The sequence below is a fragment of the Myroides gitamensis genome (assembly GCF_029894455.1).
Lineage (GTDB): Bacteria > Bacteroidota > Bacteroidia > Flavobacteriales > Flavobacteriaceae > Flavobacterium > Flavobacterium odoratum.
Genome location: NZ_JARYHN010000001.1, coordinates 2,175,433 through 2,201,703 on the forward strand (window position 1 = coordinate 2,175,433; position 26,271 = coordinate 2,201,703).

The 26,271-nt window shown below is 33.9% G+C and carries 17 protein-coding genes; 1 reads left to right on the plus strand and 16 read right to left on the minus strand.

The annotated features are described in order from the left end of the window. Positions 1 to 89: 89 nt before the first annotated feature. Complete coding sequence (locus M2306_RS09595; RefSeq protein ID WP_498882837.1) at positions 90 to 2,468, plus strand: DUF5686 family protein; 2,379 nt, start codon at positions 90 to 92, stop codon at positions 2,466 to 2,468. A gap of 168 nt (positions 2,469 to 2,636) precedes the next feature. On the opposite strand, the gene M2306_RS09600 is transcribed toward M2306_RS09595, so the two are convergent. The 16 genes from M2306_RS09600 to M2306_RS09675 form a co-directional block, all read right to left on the minus strand. Further along, the gene (locus M2306_RS09600; protein WP_259190613.1) at positions 2,637 to 3,599 is read right to left on the minus strand and encodes an ABC transporter ATP-binding protein; all 963 of its coding nucleotides are present in this window, start codon (positions 3,597 to 3,599) and stop codon (positions 2,637 to 2,639) included. Positions 3,600 to 3,781: 182 nt separating this feature from the next. After that, positions 3,782 to 4,726 (minus strand): thioredoxin-disulfide reductase, encoded by a 945-nt coding sequence (trxB, locus tag M2306_RS09605; protein ID WP_115089661.1) that lies wholly within the window; start codon positions 4,724 to 4,726, stop codon positions 3,782 to 3,784. Between the two features lie 293 nt (positions 4,727 to 5,019). After that, positions 5,020 to 6,297: a T9SS type B sorting domain-containing protein gene (locus M2306_RS09610; protein ID WP_259190612.1), complete on the minus strand. Its 1,278-nt coding sequence runs from the start codon at positions 6,295 to 6,297 to the stop codon at positions 5,020 to 5,022. Positions 6,298 to 6,430: 133 nt separating this feature from the next. After that, positions 6,431 to 7,552, minus strand: coding sequence for a hypothetical protein (locus tag M2306_RS09615; RefSeq protein WP_259190607.1), 1,122 nt, complete (start codon positions 7,550 to 7,552; stop codon positions 6,431 to 6,433). A 10-nt stretch (positions 7,553 to 7,562) separates the two neighbouring features. Next, on the minus strand, positions 7,563 to 8,384 hold the full coding sequence (locus tag M2306_RS09620; protein WP_259190606.1) for an AraC family transcriptional regulator: 822 nt from the start codon (positions 8,382 to 8,384) through the stop codon (positions 7,563 to 7,565). A 399-nt stretch (positions 8,385 to 8,783) separates the two neighbouring features. After that, positions 8,784 to 9,428, minus strand: coding sequence for a helix-turn-helix domain-containing protein (locus tag M2306_RS09625; protein WP_259190602.1), 645 nt, complete (start codon positions 9,426 to 9,428; stop codon positions 8,784 to 8,786). A gap of 106 nt (positions 9,429 to 9,534) precedes the next feature. Next, the gene (locus M2306_RS09630) at positions 9,535 to 10,776 is read right to left on the minus strand and encodes a phage tail-like protein (protein ID WP_259190596.1); all 1,242 of its coding nucleotides are present in this window, start codon (positions 10,774 to 10,776) and stop codon (positions 9,535 to 9,537) included. A gap of 546 nt (positions 10,777 to 11,322) precedes the next feature. Beyond that, positions 11,323 to 11,964 carry a helix-turn-helix domain-containing protein gene (locus tag M2306_RS09635; protein WP_259190595.1) on the minus strand — a complete coding sequence of 214 codons (642 nt, stop codon included), beginning with the start codon at positions 11,962 to 11,964 and terminating at the stop codon, positions 11,323 to 11,325. A 356-nt stretch (positions 11,965 to 12,320) separates the two neighbouring features. Then, positions 12,321 to 13,253, minus strand: a complete 933-nt coding sequence (locus M2306_RS09640) for a PorP/SprF family type IX secretion system membrane protein (protein ID WP_374759774.1) — start codon at positions 13,251 to 13,253, stop codon at positions 12,321 to 12,323. 1,059 nt (positions 13,254 to 14,312) lie between these two features. Continuing rightward, positions 14,313 to 16,274: an OmpA family protein gene (locus M2306_RS09645; RefSeq protein WP_259190593.1), complete on the minus strand. Its 1,962-nt coding sequence runs from the start codon at positions 16,272 to 16,274 to the stop codon at positions 14,313 to 14,315. Between the two features lie 9 nt (positions 16,275 to 16,283). Next, positions 16,284 to 17,198, minus strand: coding sequence for a PorP/SprF family type IX secretion system membrane protein (locus tag M2306_RS09650; RefSeq protein WP_236594200.1), 915 nt, complete (start codon positions 17,196 to 17,198; stop codon positions 16,284 to 16,286). A gap of 28 nt (positions 17,199 to 17,226) precedes the next feature. Beyond that, positions 17,227 to 18,495, minus strand: coding sequence for a T9SS type B sorting domain-containing protein (locus M2306_RS09655; RefSeq protein WP_259190590.1), 1,269 nt, complete (start codon positions 18,493 to 18,495; stop codon positions 17,227 to 17,229). Positions 18,496 to 18,499: 4 nt separating this feature from the next. Further along, positions 18,500 to 21,283, minus strand: coding sequence for a phage tail-like protein (locus M2306_RS09660; RefSeq protein ID WP_259190583.1), 2,784 nt, complete (start codon positions 21,281 to 21,283; stop codon positions 18,500 to 18,502). Between the two features lie 870 nt (positions 21,284 to 22,153). Beyond that, positions 22,154 to 23,614, minus strand: a complete 1,461-nt coding sequence (locus tag M2306_RS09665) for a phage tail-like protein (RefSeq protein WP_259190581.1) — start codon at positions 23,612 to 23,614, stop codon at positions 22,154 to 22,156. Positions 23,615 to 23,914: 300 nt separating this feature from the next. Then, complete coding sequence (locus tag M2306_RS09670; protein ID WP_259190580.1) at positions 23,915 to 25,045, minus strand: helix-turn-helix domain-containing protein; 1,131 nt, start codon at positions 25,043 to 25,045, stop codon at positions 23,915 to 23,917. 478 nt (positions 25,046 to 25,523) lie between these two features. After that, on the minus strand, positions 25,524 to 26,186 hold the full coding sequence (locus M2306_RS09675) for a helix-turn-helix domain-containing protein (RefSeq protein WP_115089652.1): 663 nt from the start codon (positions 26,184 to 26,186) through the stop codon (positions 25,524 to 25,526). Positions 26,187 to 26,271: the final 85 nt, after the last annotated feature.

Below are 26,271 nucleotides of genomic sequence, written 5' to 3' on the forward strand. Positions count from 1 at the left end.
AATACAACTTGGTTTATCTCTTATTTCCCTTTTAGTTTTTCTATTGGGTAATTTGGGTTATGGACAAACCATTACGGGAAGAATAACCAATGAACAAAGAGGTGCCGTTGGCGCATTGTTTGGTTTTTATTCCTGGAACGGTTAACCAAACCCGCACAGATGAAGCTGGTTATTTTACAATTAATTGGGATTCTAAACAACCTATTTTCATTCAGAAGGAAGGCTATGAAAACGAGCGAATTAAATATAAGAACCAAACGGATTCGTTGATCATTCCGCTCACTCCACTAGATAAACGCAATATTTTATATACGGACCAACAGGATGTGTATGCTTCCTACTTACTTTCATTGGTTTATGACCATTTCAAAGAACGAACCAACAACTATCAAGTCTCGTATTATGCAAAAGGTGACTTACAACTCAATACGCAACGTTCTTCCTATTTAGGTCAAAAACGCAAGGATTTGGATCCTGCTTTGGATATTGATAGTGAACAAGCAGGTAATTTCATTTACCTCAGCGAGATTAATTCTGACTTGGATTATCGCAATAAAATCATCAGTAAGGAAACGGTGCATGCTCTTCAGGAAAGAGGAAGTGCGAAGGATTTATTATTCCTAACAGGAACCGATAATGATTTTAATATTTTTAGTTCCGAAATTTCCAAGCGAATCAATGTTGTTTCTCCGCTACTTCCCTATGCGAATACGTATTATTTCTTTGATATTATTTCGAAAGATCAAGTTGGTGACGATACCATTTATCGCGTATATTTTACACCCAAACGCGATCGAGAGCCTATTATGGAAGGGTATATCGAATTTACAAGCAAGAATTGGCAGGTTTTATCTTTCTATGCAAAAATGCAAGGGAATAACGTCAATGCGAAAAACATCAATAACTTACAGATTAAGCAGACCTATACCTATTCTCCAACCTTGGATGCCCATGTAAAAGTCGCTCAAACGTTGGTTTTTGATGGTCGATTCATTGTTTTTGACTTCATTGGTAAATTTGAGAGTAGTTTTACGAATTACACGGAAAAGCCCGCTCATTTAATGGAAAATAAGACCAATGAATACTTGACTTTTACGGCTAATTACAACACCAATGCGGAAGATAAACTAGCGGCTGTTCGTCCCTTTCACTTACTTGAAAGTGAAAAGAAATACTTTGATCAGAAGTCTATTTTCTTAACAGATAATACCAAGGTTATTTTAGATTCTATTGACAAGCGCACGAATAATTTTACTGTTTTCAAATTAATTAAAGGGTACAAATACGTTAACTCCTATAAAAACACCACCTATAGTTACCACGGTTTACTTTCAACCTTTGCTTTTAATGCGGTACAGGGATTTAATATCACCTCAGGGATTGATTATACCAAATTGCGTGCTGATAATGCAGCAACGTCTTATGGGGTTAATGTTAGCTACGGTTTCAGTGAGAATAAGTTTCGCTTTTCTGGTTATGCTTCTCATGTTTTCAATCAACAAGATTATCGTACCCTTCGATTAGAGGCAGGTGAAGCGATTGAGCAATTTAATCAGGATGATCCAATTAAAAAACCCATCAACTCTTTTGCTTCTGCGTGGTTTGGAAAAAACTATGCGAAATATTTTCAAAAGAAATTCATTGCGTTGCATTACAGCCAATATGCCTGGACTAATTTCAAATTTGATGGTCGATTAGAATATGCCTATCGAGATAACTTATACAACAATATTCAAAACCCTCCGTTTGTACCCACGTTGGATTTTACCTCAAACAACCCGTTGAATCCTTCTGATTTTGATAGTCCAACCTTCAAACCGAACGGGGTTGCTAAACTTCATGTCAATGTACAAGTGGTATTTGATCAAAAGACCATTAGTTATCCCAATAAAAAACAATACATCCAACAATCGAAGTATCCTATTTTAGAGATTCACCTCGAAAAAGCGCTGAATACAACAGACCGAAATTTCAGCTACACCTTTGGTTCTATTGCTACGAAATATCAAAATAATATTGGCAATATTGGGGAGTTGTATACTGGGATTTCCATTGGTCAATTCTTTGAACAAAATCAGATTCCCTTTACAGATTACAAGCATTTCAATGGAAACCAAACCTTTATTGGTTCAACGCCTATTTACAATAAACAATTCAACTTATTGCCTTATTATTCCTATAGTACCAATAAGTCCTATGTTGAATTTCACTTAGAACACGATTTCCGCGGCTATTTATTAAATAAAATACCGCTTTTAAACAAGACGAGATATTCGTTTATTGTTGGATTTCACCTACTCCAAACACCAGATCAACCGACCTATAAGGAATTTAGTATTGGTTTAAATAACTTTGGATTTAAGAAATTTAGACCTTTCCGAATTGATTATTTCACCTCCTTTTCCGACAGAAAAACAAATCATGGTATTGTATTAGGGGTAAAGGTTCTAGACTTAATTCAGAAATAATTTTTTCGGAGATGGGAGAAGGATATAAAAACACAGAAGCGAAAGATTTTATCTTTCGCTTCTGTGTTTTTATATTTTCCGCTCTTATTCAATCAACCTAATCAAATTGCCCTTTTCCGGTAAGAAGTTTCCCCCTTTTCTCCTCTCCAATTTTCCTTCTCTAATAAGCTATTGGTATTTTTTCAAGGCTAATTTCACTTTCGTTCCTACCTGAACATCAACGGGATGATTAAAATACAACGTTCTATTATTTTTAAAGTTTGCGCATACAAGATAACCATCTCCATTAAAATAGGCTTGTTGTACCTCAACTTCTAGTACTCCTTTTTGTTTAGAGATCATCAATTGATGTGGATAGATGAGCAATACTTCATCTTCTAAGGTATCTGGTGTAAAATCAGAAATATACAATTCATTGACTTCTCCAAATAAGGTTGCTACATATTTATCTGAAGGGTATTCATATAAGTCTTGGGTATCACCATAATCCACTACTCGACCTTCTTTGAGTACGATAGTTTCATCTGCAAAACTCAACACATCCATACTATCATGTGTAGCTACAATACAGGTGATATTATTCTCTTTTAAATACGCAAAAATCTTACGACGTAATACGCTTCTTCTGGCGTAATCAATATGGCTAAAAGGTTCATCTAACAGCAATACTTCAGGAGCTACTGCTAGGGCTCTAGCAATTGCGACACGTTGTTGCTGTCCACCGCTTAAAAGTTTCACTTTTACATCAGCAAATGCTGTCATTTCGATTAACTCTAATAATTCAGCAATTTTTGCTTTCTTTTTTTCTAAGTTAAAATTCGAAAGATACTTTCCAATATTCTCTGCGACACTGGTGTGTGGCATTAGGTCAAAATCTTGAGCTAGGTAGCGCATATTGTCCATACCCGGCACGAGATTATAGGCTGGCCCTAATACTTGATTGTCTTTCCAGAATATTTCCCCTTGATTTAAATCGTGTAATCCGTAGATTAGTTTTAATAACGTACTTTTTCCACATCCACTTTCACCTAGCAAGGCTACGTGTTTTCCTTTTTCAATAACTAAATCAATGGCGTCTATAACGGTATAATTGGCTGTATAACTAAACGAAATATTTTTTAATAAAAGCATGTCGAGATTTTAAAGTACAAAGATAAAAATATCTTAGGATGGACTCTATAAAATTCTAATAAAGGCATAAAAATAATAACATAAAAAAAGGGATAAGACGCAACAGCCTTATCCCTAATTTATTATATAACTTATATAGCAGAAGAAAAACGCTTTTAGTATATTTCCTCTTGTATTTATTCTTATTCTTGAGAAGCTAAATAACGTTCAGCATCTAAAGCAGCAATACATCCAGATCCTGCAGCAGTAATTGCTTGTCTGTAGTCTTTATCTTGTACATCTCCACAAGCAAAAACCCCAGCAATATTAGTTACACTCGTTTTACCTGTTGTAATTAAATACCCTGTTTCATCCATTGTCAATTGACCTTTGAAGATATCTGTATTGGGTTTATGTCCAATTGCAACGAAGAATCCTGTAGCTGGGATGTCTGATTCTACTCCAGTTTCATTGTTTTTCACTTTGATTCCAGTTACGACATTCCCATCTCCCAATACCTCAACCGTACTTGTATTCATTAAGATTTCGATATTTTCTGTGTTGCGTACACGATCTTCCATGATTTTAGACGCTCTAAAGTTGTCACTACGCACCAACATCGTTACTTTCTTACAAAGTTTCGATAAGTAATGTGCTTCTTCACAAGCAGAGTCACCTGCTCCTACGATTACAACCTCTTGATTTCTATAGAAGAAACCATCACAAACTGCACAAGCAGAAACTCCTCCACCTAGGTTTAAGTAGTGTTGTTCTGATGGCAATCCTAAGTATTTTGCAGTTGCTCCAGTAGAAATAATTACAGTATCTGCGTGTAATTCTGTTGTTTCATTTACCCAAACTTTTTTAACAGCGCCGCTTAAATCAACCTTTGTTACCCATCCATCTCTCACATCTGTTCCAAAGCGTTTAGCTTGAGCTTCCAATTGTAGCATCATTTCAGGTCCTGTTACACCGTCTGGATATCCAGGGAAATTCTCCACATCATTAGTTGTTGTTAATTGCCCTCCTGGTTGTAATCCTTGGTATAAAATAGGTGCCATATTAGCTCTTGCGGCATAAATTGCAGCGGTATATCCTGCAGGTCCTGATCCAATAATTAAACACTTTGTTCTTTCTATCGTTGACATAATACTCTTTTTAATAATTGTAGAAACAAAAATACCCTTTTTCCGTGCTTTTCAAAGTACTTTTATAAAGAAATAACTTATTTCAGCATAAAGAAAGTCTATGAAAGCAATCATCAGTCCTATGTTTTTCTGGAAAGAAACCATCTCTTTTACGCGTTGACAAGATACGATACGAATTCTTCTCTCTCCAACCACTAGTTATAGTCTAGACCAGTTCTATTATTATACAAAAAAGGCGCCCCCTAAAGGACGCCCTAGCAATTTTTATTTTTAATCCACTTCTATAGCTTCTTTTACTTACTGTCTAGATGGAGATACCCTGTTTTCTTAACGGTATAACTCGTATTTTTTGTTTCTTTTTTATAGGTTATTAAATAGTAATACGTTCCTGCAGGTAATTTCCCTCCTCGAGTTTGACGACCTCTAAATACATTGTCTTGGCTATCATAATTCTTCGTTTCATATACCTTTGCTCCCCATCGATTGAATATTTGAACCGAATTCTGAGGATATAGATTGATGTTTTTAATGATAAAATAATCATTCTGATCTCCTCCATTTGCATTGACATAATTGTAAATAATCACATCATCATCTCCTGGCTGATTTTCTTGCACACTCGCCAAAGTAAAATAGCCAAAATTCGAGATGTTTGCAGGAGTTGTGATTGTTTTGTTTGCCATATCCACAATACCCCCTAAATCTTCCCATTGCTTTTGAGCTGAATTCCAATGTACAATATGTAAATCTTGTTCTGGATTTTCTAGCACCTCTGGCAACGTTGTTTTCTCATCCCAACTCAAGGTCAACATGAAATTCGTTTGACTATTTTTAGCTTTTTCAAGTTTCCAATACTCTTGTGTATTCACTTGTTTAATTTCTGGCACGTGTGCTTGATGTGCTTCAAAGAATGATGAATCTTGAAATACGTAGTTAGACAGTACAACATCTTTGTTATTTTTAGGCGCACTTATACTCGCTGGTCGATAGTGTTTCTTATTACCAATAGGGAAAATAAAGGGATCTGCTCCAACTTTTTCTACCATCCCATCCACGAAACTTGTAGTCTTACTGTTTTTATGTTTTGATTTAGGCATAAAACTAACCAATCCTGCGGGCTGTTTCGTTGTTGAATTCAGTAAAGAATCTACCTTAATTATTCCATCCTTAAAATCAACTTCTCCCCAAATATCTAGGTTGGCCTTCAAGTCAAAATAGTATGGATCTTGATTTAAGTCAAAGGTAACCTTATGAAGATCTACTACTTTATTTCCAGCAATAATAGTGTTTTGTTGTTTTGTGCTCACGAATTGTACTTCACCCGTATCTAATTTTTTGGTGTAGGTAAAACTCCCGTCATTGGTAAAATTACCAAAATAATAGGTCACCCCATCATTAACGAGTTGTCCTTGTCCTTGATTGGTGAAGTCAGCATGGGAACTCAGAATAGTTTTACTCTTCACTTGCAATATTCCATTATTATAAAAAACATTATTTTGGGACTTTCCTACGCTTGTACTGAGTATTACACTAAGGAGTATCAAACGAGGTAAACGATTTTTTTTCATCATGGTTTTATAAATTACTCTTACTTTTTTTGATTGATAACAAACAAAAAGACCTAAGAAAATGATCACTTCTATTTCAATTGATTCAAAGCCTTTTTGGGCTTTTTATTGGTTTTTATCAGGTATTAAAACTCGATTATTTATGCTTTGTTCTACAAACTGCGTCTTCCGTTCTTTTGAAGCTTTCGTAACTTCTAAAGCCGCTTATGAGTATAAGATCTGCTTCTGTATGCGGTTCTGGATTTGGCATTGCTTTTAATCTGAGGTATTCATTGTATCTACACTGGTTGATGTATTGAGAAAAATTCTTCTTGTACGTTGCATTAATAAACTGAGATAAATAACTCCTATTCGTCATTAAATCACTCAATAGATCTGTAATTTTAAGTTGTGGGTTTAAAAATGGCTTGGTCTCTTGTATATACGTCTCAAATTTCTGTTTGTCTATGGCTAATTCTTTGGCTTTTTTGCATTCATCGTGATTTACTTTCTTCTCCTCTTCTAGAATATCTTCTGTTATCTGAACAAAGTTTTCACAGAACAAATTATAGCAGAGACTAATATTAAAAAACATGAATAAAAAATTGGGGATTAGTTGCCCAATAATGAGATTACTTTGAATCTGTGGAAATAGATACAGCCCTATCGAGCCAGGAAATAATAAAAATCCAATAACAAAAATAGGATAGAGCCAAAACAAGGAATCCCGTTCTTCATCAGAAGAATAATGAGCAATATTTTTTCGGTATCTCAACAAGCGATATAAAGATAATAGCAGATAAATCAGATTAAAAATAGTAGCCATAATACTATCTTCATTAAGCAATAAAAATGAAAAAATCCGTTTTTTTAAATAAAGATCTTCTACTCGCGATTCAAATCCTGCTACATGGTAAAAATAAAAAACAAAGCTCAAGGATAAACTGATTGCATAATGCACATACTTAAAGTTTTCTTCTTTTTTCAATCTAGTTAAGATAAAAATCAGATGATAAAACAACGTAGGCATTAGCAAAGCAGTTAAGAAATTAACTCCTTTAAGGCAACGCAATTCAAAAAAGTGAAATACATCAAAAAAAGTGGTGCTATAAAAAAAGATGCAAATAATATAGAATAGCAATAAAACAATCGTTGCTTTTTTCACTAAGGGTTCCGTTGTATTTTCTACCAATTTAAGTGCCAATAGTGCAAAGCAAAAAAGAGCTGAAAATATTGAAGACGAGAAAGAAACTCCTAAAAAAAGATATTTGTAATCCATACTAGGTAAATTAATGCTGTTGACGTTTTTCTGCACTATGTACAGCCCGTAAATAATGTCGATAATCAGAGAATCCAGCCTGAACGACTAACTCTTCTATATTGTTTTCTTTGCTTGTTGCTTGTAGATGTTCTACTTCTTTCAGTCGCCAACAATTAATAAACTGGCTAACATTGCAATTGTAGGTTACATTGATAAACTTAGAAACATAAGTTCTGTTTACTCCAAAGTGGCTAACTAGTGTATCTAAGCGAAAATCTTTCTTGACATAAGGTTTATCCTTGGTAAAATAATTTACAATATCATTTTGAGTTAATAGATTTTCCATTCGTGTATTAGCATTGATAAAGGTCGATTCTAATACATCATTCGCTAGTGTACCCATTTGATCTACAGCTACAATTTGTCCAGAAGACAGCAACACATTAGTCTTATAAGCAACTGGAATTTTCACTCGATTCTTTTCTAACAACATATTAAATGTCAATATGATATGTTGAAAAGAAAGAACAAAAACGGTTATGGCTTGTACGATAACACTATAGTTTTTCAAACTAAATAGCAGGGTGAATATGGATTTTAATACCAAAATCAAATGAATCCAATTCAATCTTTTGATTTGAATTTTCCGCTTATTTTTTGCTTGATGATATCGGTACACTCTCCTCCAGCACAATAGGGTGTAAACTCCCGTATTTAAGGTAATATAGATACTTAAATATTGAACACAAAACGTTTGAATGTCCAACTCTTGGTATCCATTAGCTTGAAATAGGGCGTAAATAAAAGCATAGGACAAAACAAATACCACAAAAATCATTTGGTACTGCAAATAATTAAACTTCTTTTTTACAGGAATGATATAGCAGATAAAATGATAAAAACACACTTGAGACAAGGTGATAAACAACGATAATACGGGCAGTAAAAAAATGCGACTACCCAGTAACTTTTGCGTAAGATTATCGGTAATCCACAACGCAATTAGCGCTAAGTATTATCCGCCTAATGTTTTTAAAATTGGTATTTCTGTAACAGAAAGGTTTTTGTAAAAAACAACCATTAGAATAATTCCACATGTCATAGATGAAATCATAGGAATGGAAATTAAAATGTACTTCAATAATTCCATAGTTTTTACTGTTCTTATTTTATAAAGTTTTTTTACTTAATGAATCTATCGTTAACTCTAGCAAAAACACCTTTATTTTCTTTCTATACCATTAGAAGATTAACAAGGTAAATACTTTATCCATTGAAAAATTTCAAGAATTTCTTGCTCTTTTACCACTGTAATTTCTTCTTCCTCTTTTTGTAAGTAAAGTACTTTTTCAAGGTGATTTACTTCTACTATTTTATAGCATTGAAAACCTTTACCTGCTAACAAAAGCACATAGGTTTTCGCTATTTCAATAGTAGTAAAATCAACTTTTTTACAAAATGCATAAACCAAGTATGATTCTTTATATTCTTGTATTGTTACATACAGTTGAATAATAATATCAAAACAGACCTGTTTAGGATAATAAATTTGTTTGAGTTTTTGCTGTTTCCCCTCTATACTCAAATAGTATTCCAAATAATCATCGATGTAAATAATAGGTAGCTTGATATAGCTTTTCTCTATGGTTTTATTGGGGTAATTTGCTAGAAATAATTCATTTAAATCTATATCATATTGATTACATACGTGGATTAATTTGGTATAGCACAACGTATTTCTTTTTTTCCAAGAAGAAATTGTATTGGGCTTTACATTGAAAATAGCCGCTAATTCTTTGGCTGATTTCACGTCTAATACTACTTTTAACTTAGTTAAGATTTCTTTGGAAGAATGAATTGTACGAGGGGCTTGTAAAAAATTACTGTTCATCATAGTTCTGTATCGTTACATTTTCGTCTTTTTATCATCAGGCGTCTATTGGGTTTTAAATGTGATAAATTATTCAGGCGAGTTTGACTCACCTGAATAAAATAAACAACTAATTCGCAGTAAATTCTAAGATTACTTCATATTCGCCATCAGTTACAGGCGTATACATTTTTCCACTTCCTAAATTGAACTCTACTTTTCGATTAGCCGATTGGATTACGACATCTGTCACAGCACTAGTAATCAAAGTCGTTCCTTTAAATACTTGAATATTTAAAACGCGATCTATGTTTGTCACACCTTCGGGCAAATTTGTACCAAAAGCTACACCATTTGTTTTTGCTCCTGTAATGGTACTTGTCGTTTTATAAATAAATACCGCTTTTTCATCTACCGTATTTCCAGTTTTTATTACTTTATTAGTTACAATTTTGTTTCCTACTTCCTCCTTAATAATTTGAGTATTATCAATAATTGAGTTAATTACAGTTTCTGTTAAATCAATCACTACTTTCTGATCTGTTTCAGGATCCACGTAATACACACTATTTGCAGGAATATCTCCAATAGCATCCTTTGTGAAATAAACGTTTCCACCTTTATTTAAAATGTTAGTGATTTCATTTTTGATATTCTCATTGTTCTCAATGATGTTCGTTACATCCGCTGTAAGATTCAAATAATCAATGCGATTATCCTCTCCTAGATACTGGTAGAATACTTCTCCTTTTTTTGCAGTTGAAAAATCAGGAAGCTCATTTGTCTCGACAAAAGTTGGAGTTTGACCATCCGCTGTAACTTCTACTTTCTTAAAGAAAGTACGTGTTTCAAACTCTTTCACACTCGCTTGTAATTGCACCTCCGTACGTATATAACTATCTGTTGTTTCATCATAGCTAATACTGTAGATTTTACTGTCTGTTGGGTCAATAACAAGGGCCGCCTGACTCAAGCCTTTATCACTACTTTTCGGGTTGGTTGGAACTAAAACATCTACCACTCTTTTAATTTCCCCTAAGTCACTTCCATTTCCATTAATGATGGTATTAATCGAAACTTCTAGATTTTCTTGATCAATAATTTGATTCCATTTTTCACCTTTCCAGAAATAAAATCCTGTAGGTAAAGTAGCCCCTATATTGTATACTAGTAAACTTTCTATTTTAGTTCCCTCAATAGGAGAAAACTCTTCTACAGTAGTTAACTTAACTCTTGGGATTAAAATCCCTTTATCAGCTGCTTCTACATCTAACATTGTTGAATTCGCTGGTGTTGGTGTACCAATACCTACCTGTGCTTTTGTTGCAAAACTGGTGCCTAATAAAAAGGCGAAAAAGATAATTCTCTTCATATATTAAAATTTCTGTTTTTGTTCTATTCATTTTCTGAGGCAAAGAAATCACCGCTATTCAAAAAAAATTAACGAAAGTGTAAAAACATCAAAGTAAATTTGAATATATCTTTTTGCTTTTTGCAAAAATCAGCATATTATACCGTAAAACACCAAATAAACCACTCATTCCCAACAAAATAAACTCTTATAATCCTTCTACTTATTTCTCCTTAAATTGCTATAATCAAGCAAGAGAAATGCGTTTTTTTTAAAAAAAATGGACAGTGAAATCACAAAAAAAAAGCACTTGTGCCCTATTTTTCTATTTTTATGAAACAAAGCTTCTCCTCTGCTATACCATCCATAGATTTGGTATGGAACGATCACTTTAAAACAACAATAAAAAGAAGTAAAAAGGACCGTAGGTATCTATACTTTAACTTCTCTTTTTTAAACGTAAAGCGATACAATATCCTCGTCTTTTTCTTCTTTTATTTTAGAATACTATTATATGATTTGGTGTATAAGCAAAAAAAAAAGAAGAACAATGTTCTTCTTTTTACTTTAGCAAGGCATGCTATTCATGCATTGGAAACATTCCGTTATTTCTTTTGTGTTTAACCACATTTTTTCATTCATATCTCGGCATAATTGTAGCCTTTGTCCCTCAACATCATAAGCAATAACACTATATTTCTGAAAACCTTTATTTTTAACTAAAAGGATATAGTCTTCACCTACTACTAAACTAGATACCTCTACCTTCTTGCAAAACACATACATTAATTCTGCTTGCATACGTTCTACTGAATTGATATACATCTGAATAACTATATCAAAATTGACATTTTTAGGTAGGTATATGTGCTTCATTTTCTTTTGTTTCACGTGTGAATTCAAATAATACTCTAGATAATCATCTAGGTAAATAATGGGCACTTGCGCATAACTTTTATTGATGGCAATATTTTGATACGCCGTATAAAACAATTCATTGAGATCAATTTCATGTTTATTACAGATTTCAATTACCTTGGCATAACACAACGTATTTCTCTTTTTCCAAGAAGAAATTGTATTGGGTTTCAAATTAAAGATGTGGGCTAATTCTTTAGCTGATCGCACCCCTAATAAAATTTTTAATCTAGTTAAGACTTCTGTTGAAGAGATAATTCCTTCTCTTCTTTGTATAGTTTCTTCCTTCATAGTATGTTGTAGATTTAAAGGTGGCAGGTAAACACAAGATGCATTACTACTATTTTTAAAATACTTCGGTACATCATGCAAAGTTTACGCGCAACATTATTCCTGTATTTCGTTCAAAACAGAACCTAACTTTTTATTGTGACTTTAAACATTTGTTTAGCGTTGTTTCGTATGCTTTTTATTTTGTTATTCAATCTTGCGTTTATCTGCAAATACTAAAAAAATCAAGCATAACTTTTTATTATCTTCTAAACCGTATAGCTTTTTTCACTTAATAAAAACGATTCCTTTTACTTTCCTTTTTTAACAGCTTATTCCCCTATTTTATCTACTTCTTACTATTGTTATTTTCTACCTTAAAAGAATCTACTTTTTCTTTTCGATTTAAAACTACCCATCCAATCGAAACGCATAAAAATTTCATGTGTCCCTGCATTATATTGATTTAGTTTTGTGGTATCAAAATCATACGCATAACCCAGAAACCAATTTTCATCAATTTGAAAACCAGTCAAAGCACTGATACCAGCATTCCAACGATAGGCCGTTCCAATTGTGAATTTCTCTTGAAACAAGAAATTTGCGGTGAGATCTACTGAAGGTTTACCACTTCCTATTTTAGATAAAAAAGCTGGTTTGAGCAACCAATCTGAACCTAAATCAAAAACATATCCTCCCATCAGATAAAATAAAGGTTGTTGACGCATTGTTCTTCTTTTTATATCATCGTAATAGTCTACTTTAAATATTTTTGGTACAGACAAACCTAAATAGGCTTCATCAGAATACAAATAAGCTCCGGCTCCGATATTGGGGCTAAACTTATTTTTCACATCCTCATAAGCAAAAGGCATTGTTTGATCGTAAATGTTCAATTTAGAATATGACATACTCAATAGGTTTGCCGTTCCTTTTAATCCTAGGGCTAATTTATATTGCGCATCTAAATCAAGAGTATACGCCAAATCAAAAGAAATACTATTCTCATCTAATGCTCCAATATGATCATTGACAAAATTGATACCTAACCCTAATTTGGGGTTATTTAATGGTGTCGTAAAACCAACATTTGCAGTTTTAGGTGCACCATCAATTCCCACCCATTGATTTCGGTATAAACCGAAAAAACTCATCGATTCTTTACTCGCAGCATAAGCTGGGTTTATGATGGTTGGATTATATATATATTGTGTATACACAGGATTTTGTTGGGCATGTAGCGACGAACAAACACCAAAAGTCAAGAGGCTTATGCCTGTTTTAATTATTTGTTTTTTCACGGTTTTTATATTAACTGATTTTTATGCACAATAGGTATCACAGCTGATATTTTTGACGAACAAGTTTAATCAACCAATACGTTCTGGTTCTTTCTTTGTTTGTACGATCATTCAACTGATTTTTTTGAAATCGTATTTCCCTTTTCATCTGCTGTTTTCTTATTTAAATAAAAAAAGAAGTTTGCCCATAAATGGGCAATACTTCTTGGAAACAACAGATTAACTTCTTTCTATTTACTCCTAAATCTATTAGATAATCTCCTGTATTAAAACAACATAAACCATGACAAGCTACTGACTTTTCAATGCATTTTCACATCATCACTACATCGTTAGTCTTTCAGTTTTTCACTTCGAAAACAGGAGAACAATCCGCTAAACAACTAGGAATAATCTTGTAAATAGGTTATACTTTTTCATTTTTCACTGAACAAAATTCAAGAAACAGCAAAAAAATTCAACACTAAAGTGTAAATAAAAAAAGGTGATACTCGCAAATTAGTAAACAGTTAAACCAATTGATCAATTCGCTTAAAATTACAGTAGTGTTTTGTTTACCAACTCCTTTCATTCATTCAAAACAAACAAGTTATTTTTAAAAAAAGTAGAACATTTATTTAAAATCACCTACAATTTACCTTCTCATTCTTTATCAATCATCAAACACTTACATCCTCAAAGTAATACGAGTACTTGTAAAAAAAACATTGTTTTTATCATTTAAACGCCACACTACTGTTCATTTTTATTCATTTACGATACTGCTACCAACAGCCCATAACACCTTTTATCTATACAAACCAATTATTAATTAATTCCAACGCTATACAGTCATTCAAAGAACGATAAATAGATTACCCCTCTATTTTTTGATTATTTAAATTTAATTCTTGCCAATCCGAAAATCATGTTATTTTCCTTGTCACTTCTCTTGTTTTTCTTGGCTCTGAATATTTTTCTTTTCTTAAAAAAGTAGAAAGCTCCACTATTTGGAGCTTTCTGTACTCCAGCTGTTTGTTTTACATCTCACAGCGCGATGACCTAAAAGTAGTTTGCATTATTTACCACTTACTTTTCTATGACGATAAATTCACTACGTCTATTTTCTTGGTGTTCTGATTCACTACAAGGAACCCCATTGCTGCATTTATTCAACAAACGCGTTTCTCCATAGCCTCTACCGGTTAAACGATTAGCAGCTATTCCTTGCTTCACCATCCAGTCAATTGTAGATTTTGCACGTCGATCAGATAATTTCAAGTTATAAGTATCATTTCCTTTACTGTCACTATGAGAGCGAACATCAATCTTCAGCTTCGGATATTTCATCATCAACTCCACTATTTTCATCAGCTCAATCGAAGCATCATAACGAATCACGGCACTGTCAAAATCAAAGTAAATTGGCTCTAGATCTAATGTTTTAAACAAATCGTCATCTACTTCAATTGGAATAATGACTTCTTCTAAACCAATATCCATTGTCTTAATACCTGGTTTCTGATCCGCATTAAAGACTACCTCAACCGTATTATACGATGGATATTCAACTTTGATGCGGTATTTAGTTCCGCAGTTTAACAATTCACTATTGTAGTAACCGCGGTTGTTGGTACGTAAGGTATCGACATATTGGTATTGCGCATCAGAGATGATTACTTTGGCATTTGACAACACGCCTTGGGTACGCTTATCATATACTTTTCCTTCGATGATTTGCGTACACGGTTTTTCTGCAACTAAGTAAATATCATCTGCCCCATGTCCTCCAGCGCGGTTTGAACTCACAAATCCCTTTTTTTCTTTGGGGTCAAAGTAAAAACCAAAATCATCCATCGAGCTATTGATTGGTTTCCCCATATTCACTACAGGCCCAAGAGTCCCATCGGGATAAAGTTTAGCTACAAAAACATCCAATCCTCCTAATCCAGGATGCCCATTAGATGAAAAATACAGCTGAGAATCTGAGGAAATAAAAGGGAAACTCTCACGTCCTGCGGTATTGATTCCCATTCCTAAACTTTCTACTGGGCCATAACTTCCATTAGAATACAACGCCACGCGATACAAATCAGACTCTCCTATGCTTTCTGGGCGATCAGAGGCAAAATACAACCACTTCCCATCAGGAGATAAAGCGGGATGAGCGGTATTGTAATTGTCCGAATTTATCGGCAATGCTTCTACCTGTCCCCACTGCCCATCCCCTTGCTTTACTGCCTTATAGATCTTCAACATCGAGGTTTGTTCTTTATTTTGTTTGCTCTTTCCATTGTGTTTGGAATTGTTACGTGTAAAGTACATCGCCTTTCCATCCGCCGTAAAAACAGCAGTTGCATCATTTACTTGAGAATCCAACGTCGTAGAAAATCGTTCTGGTACTCCCAAGCCCTCTGGGCTTACTTTAACTCGATACAAACTCGTATAGCTCTCATTGGTCCACGGATGTAATTGACTATCCTTTACCGTAGATGTAGCACGAGCGGAAGTAAATACTAGATCATCCCCCAACATACTCCCTCCATAATCTGAATATGCTGTATTGATACTCAATGCCTTCACCTCATACAAATCCGAATGATTTTCAATATGAGACAGATAATCGCGATTCTTGTTGTACAACGCTGTACGCGAGTCATTCTGTTCCATAGCCGCAAATACATTCATAAATTCCAAAGACTTCTTATAGTCCTCGACACTTTTTAGCGTTTGAGCATAACGGTAATAATATTCAGAAGGCAATGCCTTCAAATCCTTGCCTTTGTATTCTCCATCAAATAATTCGGTATACCATTGATTGGCTTGAGCAAGTTTGCCATTAAAGTAATACGAGTCTCCTAATTTCTGTAAGATCGAAGTATTGACATATCCTTTCTTAGCCATATTCTCGTATAGTTCAATTGCATTGGCATATGCCATATCATCATACCTTTCATTAGCCAATTTTCCCTTCTTTACTTGACTATAACCGACGGTTCCCATGCTAATAAATAAGCTCAGTAATCCTATATGTAGTTCTCTTACCATCATTTTCATTTTTTAAAAGAACCTCGGCGCAGCAATGCGCTTATGGCTGTTAAACAAATTAAAGCGAAGAAAAACCTCATGCGATCCCGAATTATAATGCGCCAATCTCGATGTATCTGCATCATAACTATAACCAAGCATCAAGTTCTTGGAAACTTGAAATCCTACCAATCCACTCACTGAGGCATCCCAGCGGTAAGCCGCTCCTAAGGTAAACTTCTCCATAAACATAAAATTCGCACTAACATCTACCTGAAGCGGCGAGCCTTCTTCCATCTTAATCATAGCCGCTGGTTTAAACTGTAAATTCGCATTCAAATCAAATACATAACCTCCTGTAACATATAAGTGTAACTTTTGATTCAGTGTATTCAATTGATTATCATCATAACGAGCTTGCGTAAACAAATTGGGTGCTGAAACCCCTACATAGGATTTATCTGAATACAAGAACAATCCCGCTCCCAAATTAGGGGTAAATGAATTGCTTATATCGGTTCCTGCTACTGGATCAGTGCCATCATAAATATTCAAATCACTATAAGTGACATCTAATAAACTACCGCTTCCTTTTAATCCAAAAGCTAATTTATAGTTGTAATTCAAATCAATTGCATACGATAAATCAATCGATAGTGTATTTTCATTCATCACACCAATTCGGTCATTGGTAAAATTCACACCTAACCCCAAGCCACTAGTCCCCAAAGGCGTAGTAGCTGAAAGGGTAGCCGTTTTTGGTGCGCCATCAAGGCCAACCCATTGTGTACGATACAACCCAAAAAGTTGTAATCCCTCCGTGCTTCCCGCATAAGCTGGATTAATATTTGAGTGATTGTACATATAATGGGTATACTGAGGATCTTGTTGGGCATGCACCAAGGGGGACAAAAAGCTTAGTACTACTAAACTTAGTCCATAATATATTGTCTTCTTTTCCACTGCTCTTCTATTTTTATTCTGTTTCTAAATGGAGATATCCTGATTTCTTGACTATATGAGAGCCACCCTGGTCTTTAATTTCATAGGTAACAATATAGAAATAGGTGCCCGTTGGGAGAGCTTTATCTTTACCAATTGTTACGCGCCCTTCTGAATAACCACGAAATACATTACCCGTAGAATCATAATTTGTGGTCTCGTATACTTTAACCCCCCAACGATTGTAGATCTCCACCTGATTATTCGGGTACATCTGAATATTTTCTATATAGAAATAATCATTCTTTTCATCCCCATTAGGTGAAACAAGATTATAAATAATAACTTCATTATCCTCCGTAGAAAAAGGTAAAACCGTAGCCAAGGTAAAATAACCAGCTCCCGTTACGGCAGTAGTCACTTCTTGTAAATCAACAGAAGCAACACCTCCCTGATCAACCCACATCCCTAGTGCATCATCCCAACGAACAATGTGTAAATTTGTAATATCTTCTGTTAAAACTTCTGGAATGGTCGTACGAGTATCCCAACTCAACGTCAATAAAATCTCGCCTTGGGCAGTATTGGGCTTCTCTAGTTTCCAATATTCTTTTGTGTTGAGCACCACTATTGGTCGATCCATTTTGTTGTGTTGGCGAAAAAAATCATGGTCATTTAAGATGTACTTACTTTGATAAGCCTGTTTCTCACTTGGAATGGCAGCTATCTTAGCATGGCGGTACACCCCTTTATCTCCAATAGGAAACGCGAAATTTTCTTTACCTATTTTCTCAACATAACCTTCAACATGGCTTTGATCAGAAGGATTCATAGCCTTCGCACCTGGATGGAAGGTCAACATACCTGCCAATGAATCTACTTGTACGATTCCCTCTCGAAAATCAGCACTTCCTTTAACATTCATCTCCGTTTTCACATCAAATCCTTTTATTGGAGTAGGATTATCAAAAACAACATCATAAAAATCAGAAGGTTTATCACCCGTAATTTGTTGAGTTCCTTGAGTACCATTTAAAGGAGTAAAAATTGCTTGCGCTGTTGGAAGCTGATCGTTGTAATAATATAGATTATCATTGTTGAAATTACCGTAATAATAGGTCGTTCCATCATTCTTTATGACTCCACTCGCTGTGTTGTCAAAATCATAGCTCGTACTAACTACCGCTTCAGGGGTAATTGTTAGCGTACCTTGATTAACCATTGCTTTTTGGAATGGAGCCTGCCCAAAAATGGGCATGACTCCGACCAAAAAACACACAAATACTTGAACGTACTTTTTCATAGCGTTATTGTTTTTCGAAAATGTGAAATATAGGATCTAAAACCTTTATGGATAGTGTTTTAGAACCTCTCAAGAAAGAACCAGTTCGCGTTCCTTCATTATTGTAAAAACTAGTTCGTGTAGGACAAATTCTAATTTCTAGTTTATTATTTGTTGGAACAAGATTTAAACTATCTGAATACGATAGTATTCCTCCATAATGTCTAATATGATTTTGCTCATATCCCTCTTCTTTTCCAAAAGTGTATCTCAGAGGAAAAAACTTCTTCACAAGTACATCATTAATTAAAACCTGTACCTCTAGTTCTGTTAAAACCTGTTTATTAGGGTTTGTGTTGCCAATCGTTAAGGCAGTACATTCCACAAAAAAATCAAAATTCATAAATTTTGTATCACCTGGATTCTGATTCGTATCAAAATAACTGGTAAAAATAGGAAGCGGAGTTGCTTGCGTCAAGGCATAAAAATCTGTTCCATTATAGTCATTCACCATGGTTTCATAATCCCATTCACTTGGAAAACTTTGTGCATTTCCAGGGGTTAAAACATTCGTTAACTCGTATGATTCCGTTTTAGGTATTCTAAATGTCAGTCCCGTATTAGCAATAGGTATACCTGTAACATCTATCTCACTTTCATTGTAATAGGTCAAGGTTCCGTTGTTGTTATCGACCAATTTGGTAACCGTTTCATGTGCTTTAATCGCCGATTTTAAATCTACCGTTGCCGTAATACCCTTTTCATCCTTATACGTCAACATCCCCGTAGTTGCATTATAGGCTAAAACCGTTAACGTTTCATAGGCTTGAACAGCTGCTTTGACATCTACCGTTGTTGTATTTCCTTTTTCATCTTTATACGTTAACGTTCCTGTAGCTGTATCATACCCTAAAATAGTTAAGGTTTCATGTGTTTGGACAGCCGCTTTGATATCTACAATTGACGTATTGCCTGCTTCATCTTTATACGTTAATGAACCTGTTGTTGCATCATAGCCTAAAACAGTTAGTGTTTCATTGTTTTTAATAACATCTTTGATATCCATTGTTGAAGTATTCCCAACCTCATCTATATACATTAATATTCCAGTTGTTGGATCATACGTTAAAACAGTCAGCGTTTCAGTCAGCGTTACCAACTGATTAACATTCACTATTGTATCAACTCCTTTTTCGTCTTTGAATGTAATAGTTCCATTTGCATTATTACTAGTTATACTGGTAACAGTTTCAAACGCATGAACTGCACCTTTGATATCAACTGTTGAAGTATTCCCTTTTTCATCTTGGTAAGTCAAGGTTCCTGTTGTTGCATCATAGCCTAGAACAGTCAATGTCTCAGTCGCTTTAACGATTGGTTTGATATTTAAAACAGTATCACTTCCTCTTTCGTCTTTATAGGTTATAGTTCCTGCTGTTTCATTACTCGTTACACTTGTAACAGTTTCGAAAGATTTGATAGCCGTTTTAATATCTACTACTACTGTATTTCCTTTTTCATCTTGATAGGTTAATGCTCCTGTAGTAGTATTATAGCCCAAAACAGTTAAGGTTTCATGAAGCTTAACAGCACCTTTGAGATCAATATTTGTTATATTTCCCTTTTCATCTTGATAGAGCAAAATTCCAGTCGTTTCATTATATGATAAAATGGTTAACGTTTCACTAAGTGCAATCAACTGTTTAATGTCCAACACTGTATCTAGTCCTTTTTCATCTTTGAACGTAATAGTTCCTGCATTAGGATCACTTGCTATACTCGTTACTGTTTCAAAAGATTTAACCGCTCCTTTGATGTCAACTGTTACTGTATTTCCCCTTTCATCTTGATACGTTAAGGTTCCTGTTGTTACATTATAATCTAAAATAGTTAAGGTTTCATTAGCTTGAACTAGTTGACGGATGTTCAAAATAGTTTCAATCTCACTTTCATCTTTAAACGTAATGGTTCCTGCATTCGAATCACTAGTAACACTCGTTACCGTTTCGAAAGACTTAACCGCTCCTTTGATGTCAACTGTTACCGTATTTCCTCTTTCATCTTGATAGGTTAAGGTTCCCGTTGTTACATTATAATCTAAAACAGTTAAGGTTTCATTGGCTTGAACCAGCTGACGGATGTTCAAAACAGTTTCAACTCCACTTTCATCTTTGAACGTAATAGTTCCTGCATTCGCATCACTGGTCACACTCGTTACTGTTTCAAAAGACTTAACTGCTCCTTTAATGTCAACCGCTATACTATCGCCATTTTCATCCTGATACGTTATTATACCTGCTACTGCATCATAGCCTAAAATAGTTAAGGTTTCATTAGCCTGAACAAGCTCAGCAAAATTAATGACGTGTTTTACCCCTTCACTATCCATATACTCAAATTGAGTACCATCATAATACACATTACCTCCTATGGTTTTAAAGATCTGTTCGATTTCATATCTTACGTTCTCATTATTAACAATCTCCGTAAAATTATTGATTACCAATTTCGCAATATCAGTATCGGCTACAATACGCGTCCATTTCGTTTTATCCCAATAGTAAAAACCGGGCTCAATATCACCTTGTTTTATAGTAGCATATACTAATAAACTTTCTACATTTCCATTTGCAATAGTTGTCCTATCTGTGGTGCTTTCTAATGGGATATTGGGAATAAGCAACCCCTTATCTTTAGACCACAGCGTCAATTCAGCTGATTTGTTTGGGGATACTGTTCCAATACCTACCTGCGCCTGAATGGTGGAAGCTAAAAGCAACATGGCGATTGATAGTAATTTTCTTTTCATATTTATCAATTTATTTTTCTTTTTATTACTTGAATCTTTTATAAGTATTTCTTTCTAAGGTTTGCCTGATCAAAACTTTGGGTGACAATCCTTATGAGAATCTTATCCGATTATCATTATTCAAACTTAAATCAGAAAAAAAGTTAAAAAAAGTATCATAAAAACAATAAATAAGTAAAAAAAACGCAATGAAACGCACTTTAACTTTTATTCAAAAAAGTATAAAAAACATTTTCATTAAATCATACAGTGCCTTTAATAATGGATTCGAACACAGGATCAAAAGGCCTGTCTTTACTTCAATCCCCAAACAAAGACAAAGTGATTATCTCAAAATTCATTGGGTTGCTTATTTTAAAACTTCTGCATCATTTAAATTTCAATCCACGTTAGAACACAACTATTTTCCTTACCTCTGATTGATGATTTTTTTGTACTACTGACTGAAACACATTCATTATATTTATTAACATTTCTCGCCTACTACTTTCACCCTTTTCGACTACTTCTCTTTAAAAGGAGGATTACTTGCGTTTCAATCTTTTCTATTTTGGTTGTTTCTCGATTAAAATGAGAGAAGAAAAATAAAAGAACCGATAAGGCTAGTCCAATTTCTTGCTCTTTTATACAGAAGGGAACCTAAAACGCAGTTTTTATTCCTCTTCTATGCCTCCAATTTGTCATGGCCTTCCTTATAAAAAAAATAGACCCTAAAGAGGATCTATTTAATGTTTTAGTATCAGTAAAAATGAGGTTTTACAAGTACTATTACTTCATGCGCTAAAACTTAACTGATGGTTGTTAGTCCAAAAATAGGCACGACTTCAATCAACATACCTAAATACTTCAACGCAGTATTTTACAAGGAGTTTATTCTTTGAATAATAACAGGTTAAAACCAGTTAATTTCATGTCAAATACTTTATCTGTGTCCGAGTTAAAATGACCATCTATTGGCGCTCCTGACGACCTATTTTGGTAGAAATTATTTCTTGTAGGCGTAACTTTGATTTCTAATGTATTAGCCGTTGCCCGTAAAGTCACATAATTTGGTATCGTTATTGCCCAAGCATACTCATGGTAATCTTGATTAGTCCCTGCAGCATAACTTCCTGCTCCACCGAAATAATACCTTCTATTTATAAACTCTTTTACCAAAACATCATTAATATAAATTCTCACATCCATCATTGCCCAAACTCGATTACTCGCGACATATTCAGGGACAGTAGAAATACCTCCTTCTAGAGCAAAACTTACAAAGATATTTTTTATGGGCTTACCATCGAATTTAGTTGAAAAAACTTTTTTAAATTCTCCATTCGTATTATAAAACTCATTCCCTGGATTATCTTGGTATATCATGTCGCTATAAATCCAAGTAGGTTGACTACGTACATTATACCCAGGTTCATCTGCAACTACTGATATTCCTTTTGGAAATTTCATTGTAACACCTGTATTCGCTATAGGATTACCTGCGCTATCAATCTCACTCTCATTATAATACGTATAAGAAGTGTTACTATTTTTAACTAATTTAGTAGTAGTTTCATTCGCTTTCACTATTGTGTTCATTGTTCCATTTGCTTGGATCAACTCCGAGAAGTCTACTTCTTGTTTAATTCCATTTGCATCCAAATACTCAAACGTGGTACCATCGTAAAACATATTTCCACCATTATTTGCAATGTATTGATTCAAAACTTCTTGTACCTCGACATTATTAACAATCTCTTCAAAGTTGTTAATCACGTGGGCAGGGACATCAATCACAACTGCCACTCCAGCTTCATTCGTATAGGTGTAAGTACCATCATTATTGTTAACTAACGTAGTAACCGTTTGTTTTTCTTGGATCAACGCTGTGAAATCAATTTCTTGTTTGGTACCACTGGTATCCATATACTCAAACGTAGTTCCATCGTAATACACATTCCCCCCTGTCGTTTGAAAAAGTTGTTCTAAATCAGTTTTCACTTCTTCATTACTAATAATTGCTGTGAAATTTTTAATAACTAGATTCGCGATTTCAGAATCAGGAACGATACGCCCCCATTTGGTTGTATTCCAATAGTAAAACCCTGGTTCGATATCTCCTTGTTTTTTAGTAGCATATACTAATAAACTCTCCACATTTCCATTTGAAATCGTCGTTTGATCCGTCGTTCTTGTCAATGGAACACTAGGAATAAGCAATCCCTTATCCCCTGCTTTAGACCAAATCGTTAATTCTGCTGATTGATTTGGTGTAATAGTTCCAATTCCCACTTGTGCATGAACAGTAGAGGCCAAGAGTAATACAGCGATTGATAAGACTTTTTTTTTCATAATTTATTTTTTAACGTTTATTTTCATCCTCACCATCAATTGAATGCCCACATGGTCTTCATTTGTAGCAACATAAAAGCAGCTACAACAATCAAAAAAAAATTCAGAACACAAACTTAATTAACAAAAAAGTTAAAAAAAGAATCATAAATAATATAAAAACCAAAATGAAACACACTTTAACTTTGATTCCAAAACACATAAAATATTTTCATTCCAATTTTTCTAAAACAAAAAAAATAGACCCTAAAAAGGATCTATTGCGTATCTATTCACAAAAAAACGAAAGATGGATATGTACTATTGGTTCTTTCTCAAAAACTCAAATGGCGTACACCCTAAAACATGTTTAAAGCTTTTGAAAAAAGAGGTTTTCGAATTAAAAGCACTTTCTAAAAACAAATCTTGTACACTTAATTCTTCTTTCTGCTGATGATTTTCAATATACTGCACCACATGTTCTATTCTCAGTTTATTTATGTATTCCCGAAAATTCATTTGATATACTACATTAAAATATTGAGCCAAATAATACCGTGATATTTTCGTTCTAGATGCTAAATCTGTCATTTTAAAATTGGCATCTAAATAGGATTTATTTTCAATTATAATGTGATTTACCTTTATATTACAGCGTTGCAATACAATATCATTTAATTTAGTTTGTCCATATTTTAGTGCATGCCCTTCTTGTGCCTTGTTTTGTCTATCTTCTACTTTGTTCCTATACGCCAATTTCCATTCTTCTGTTTGATCTAAAATTTCCTCCTCTTGATTGCTCATTAAACTCGCTTCGTTTTCCATTTTTTTTCTCAAAAAAGTCAAATACACATAAAAAAATAGAAGCAATAAGAAAACAGACAACTTAATATCCTTAGATAAAAGATAGAAAATGCTAACTAATACCCCTCCAACAATTAGGGGGAACATTCTTTTCCATTTCCCTTGTTGCTCCAAATTATCTAGTAGACTCTCATGATTCAATTTTATTTTTTTTCGCAATATTATCCCATAATATAAAAAGGCAATACTAAAAATGCCAAGTATACTCTCATCAACATAGCTCCACTTATTCTCAACTAAGGATAGAAATAATCCAAAAATAAATACACAAACCATACGATAAAAATCACTGAAATAATAGGCATTACTCCTATATTGATAATCTCTTTGCCCGCTGGAAACAATAAGATTTAAAAACGGACCATAAAACAAGAACAACAACATCCAAATTGAAAAATGAAAAACATGATGTAGCAGTACATCTTCATAAACTAAGAGAATTAGTTGAATAACTACAAAGAAACTGAACCAGGTAGTCGCATAATAAACGCCTCGTTTTGCTTCAGGCACAACACAATGATAGACTGTAATAATTTCATACAAAACAATAGGTACTAATAAGATAAGAAAAAAATGTTGTAATGGCATAATAAACAAAGTTTAAAAAAAGTGTTTCGTTTGAAACAATTGGTCAATTTGAATATGGATTGTTTCATTCGTATTACTCGAAGCTAGAATACCGTGATTCCTTTTCGATCTATTTTTCTAATGAAACCCTGATTGGATATCTGCTCGTGTTGAATCTTTTGCTACCGTAAATAAGGGGATAATTGATCGTGCATTGATATAAATCCTTTTAAATTCACTTTTATCTTTCTCATCAGTAACATCATCTCAAGAAAGGTTTCTTTTGTATGTATCAAATTGGTAAAGCATGACAAAAAAACGTATACATCACAATCAATACGTAAACTTAAATCACCAAAAAGTTAAAAAAAGTATCAATCAAAAGAATAAATAGTCAAAAAAGCGGAATGATACACGAATTAACTTTTACACTTAAACAATAAAAACAAGGAGAGTTCTCCTTGTTTTTATTCTTCATCCAAAAAATGAATAATCCTTTTTAACTCTTTAAAAGTGCAGAGGGAGCAAATCCATAAAAATAAACAAAGGCACGATAAAAAGATAAACGGGAATTGAATCCACAAAGGAAGCTTAACTCCTCAACGGTAATATCGTGTTCTCGATCTCGAATGATAATCATGGCATATTCTATTCTCAATCGATTGATATATTGTTTAAAACTTAAAGAGGCAGAATGTTTAAAATAGCCTGTTAATTTACTTTTATCTACTTTGAGCAGGTTCACCACCTTACTCAGTGTCAAATTAGCATCTAAAAAAAGCTTTGTATCTATTACATGAGTGTAAAGTAATGTTTGCAATGCTTTTACCTCAGCAACCGTCATTATAGCTCTTGTTACAGCCACAATATTTCCCTTTGGTTTTAATATTACATTTTCCTTTTTCAAATATGCGTTAGTTGTTCCTTCTGTTCTCTCTACTTGTCTAGATAGATAATACCGATGAACCCCTTTCTGTACGAGATGAACCGCAAGGACCAAAATACTATAGGCTAACCAAACAGTATAACTTTGCTCTATCCCTTTACTGAATAAAATCCCCATTAAGACTAAACAACAAAATAAGAGTACCAATTTAACTCGTAATATTGTACGAGAATATTTCTCCTGCTTTTTTACCTTTTTAACTTCTTTCTCTTTCATACTTCCTCTTTTTTCTTCGTTCTTATAATCAATCCTACATCTAATTATTTTATTTTCTAGACTAACAAAACAAACAAAGTCACAT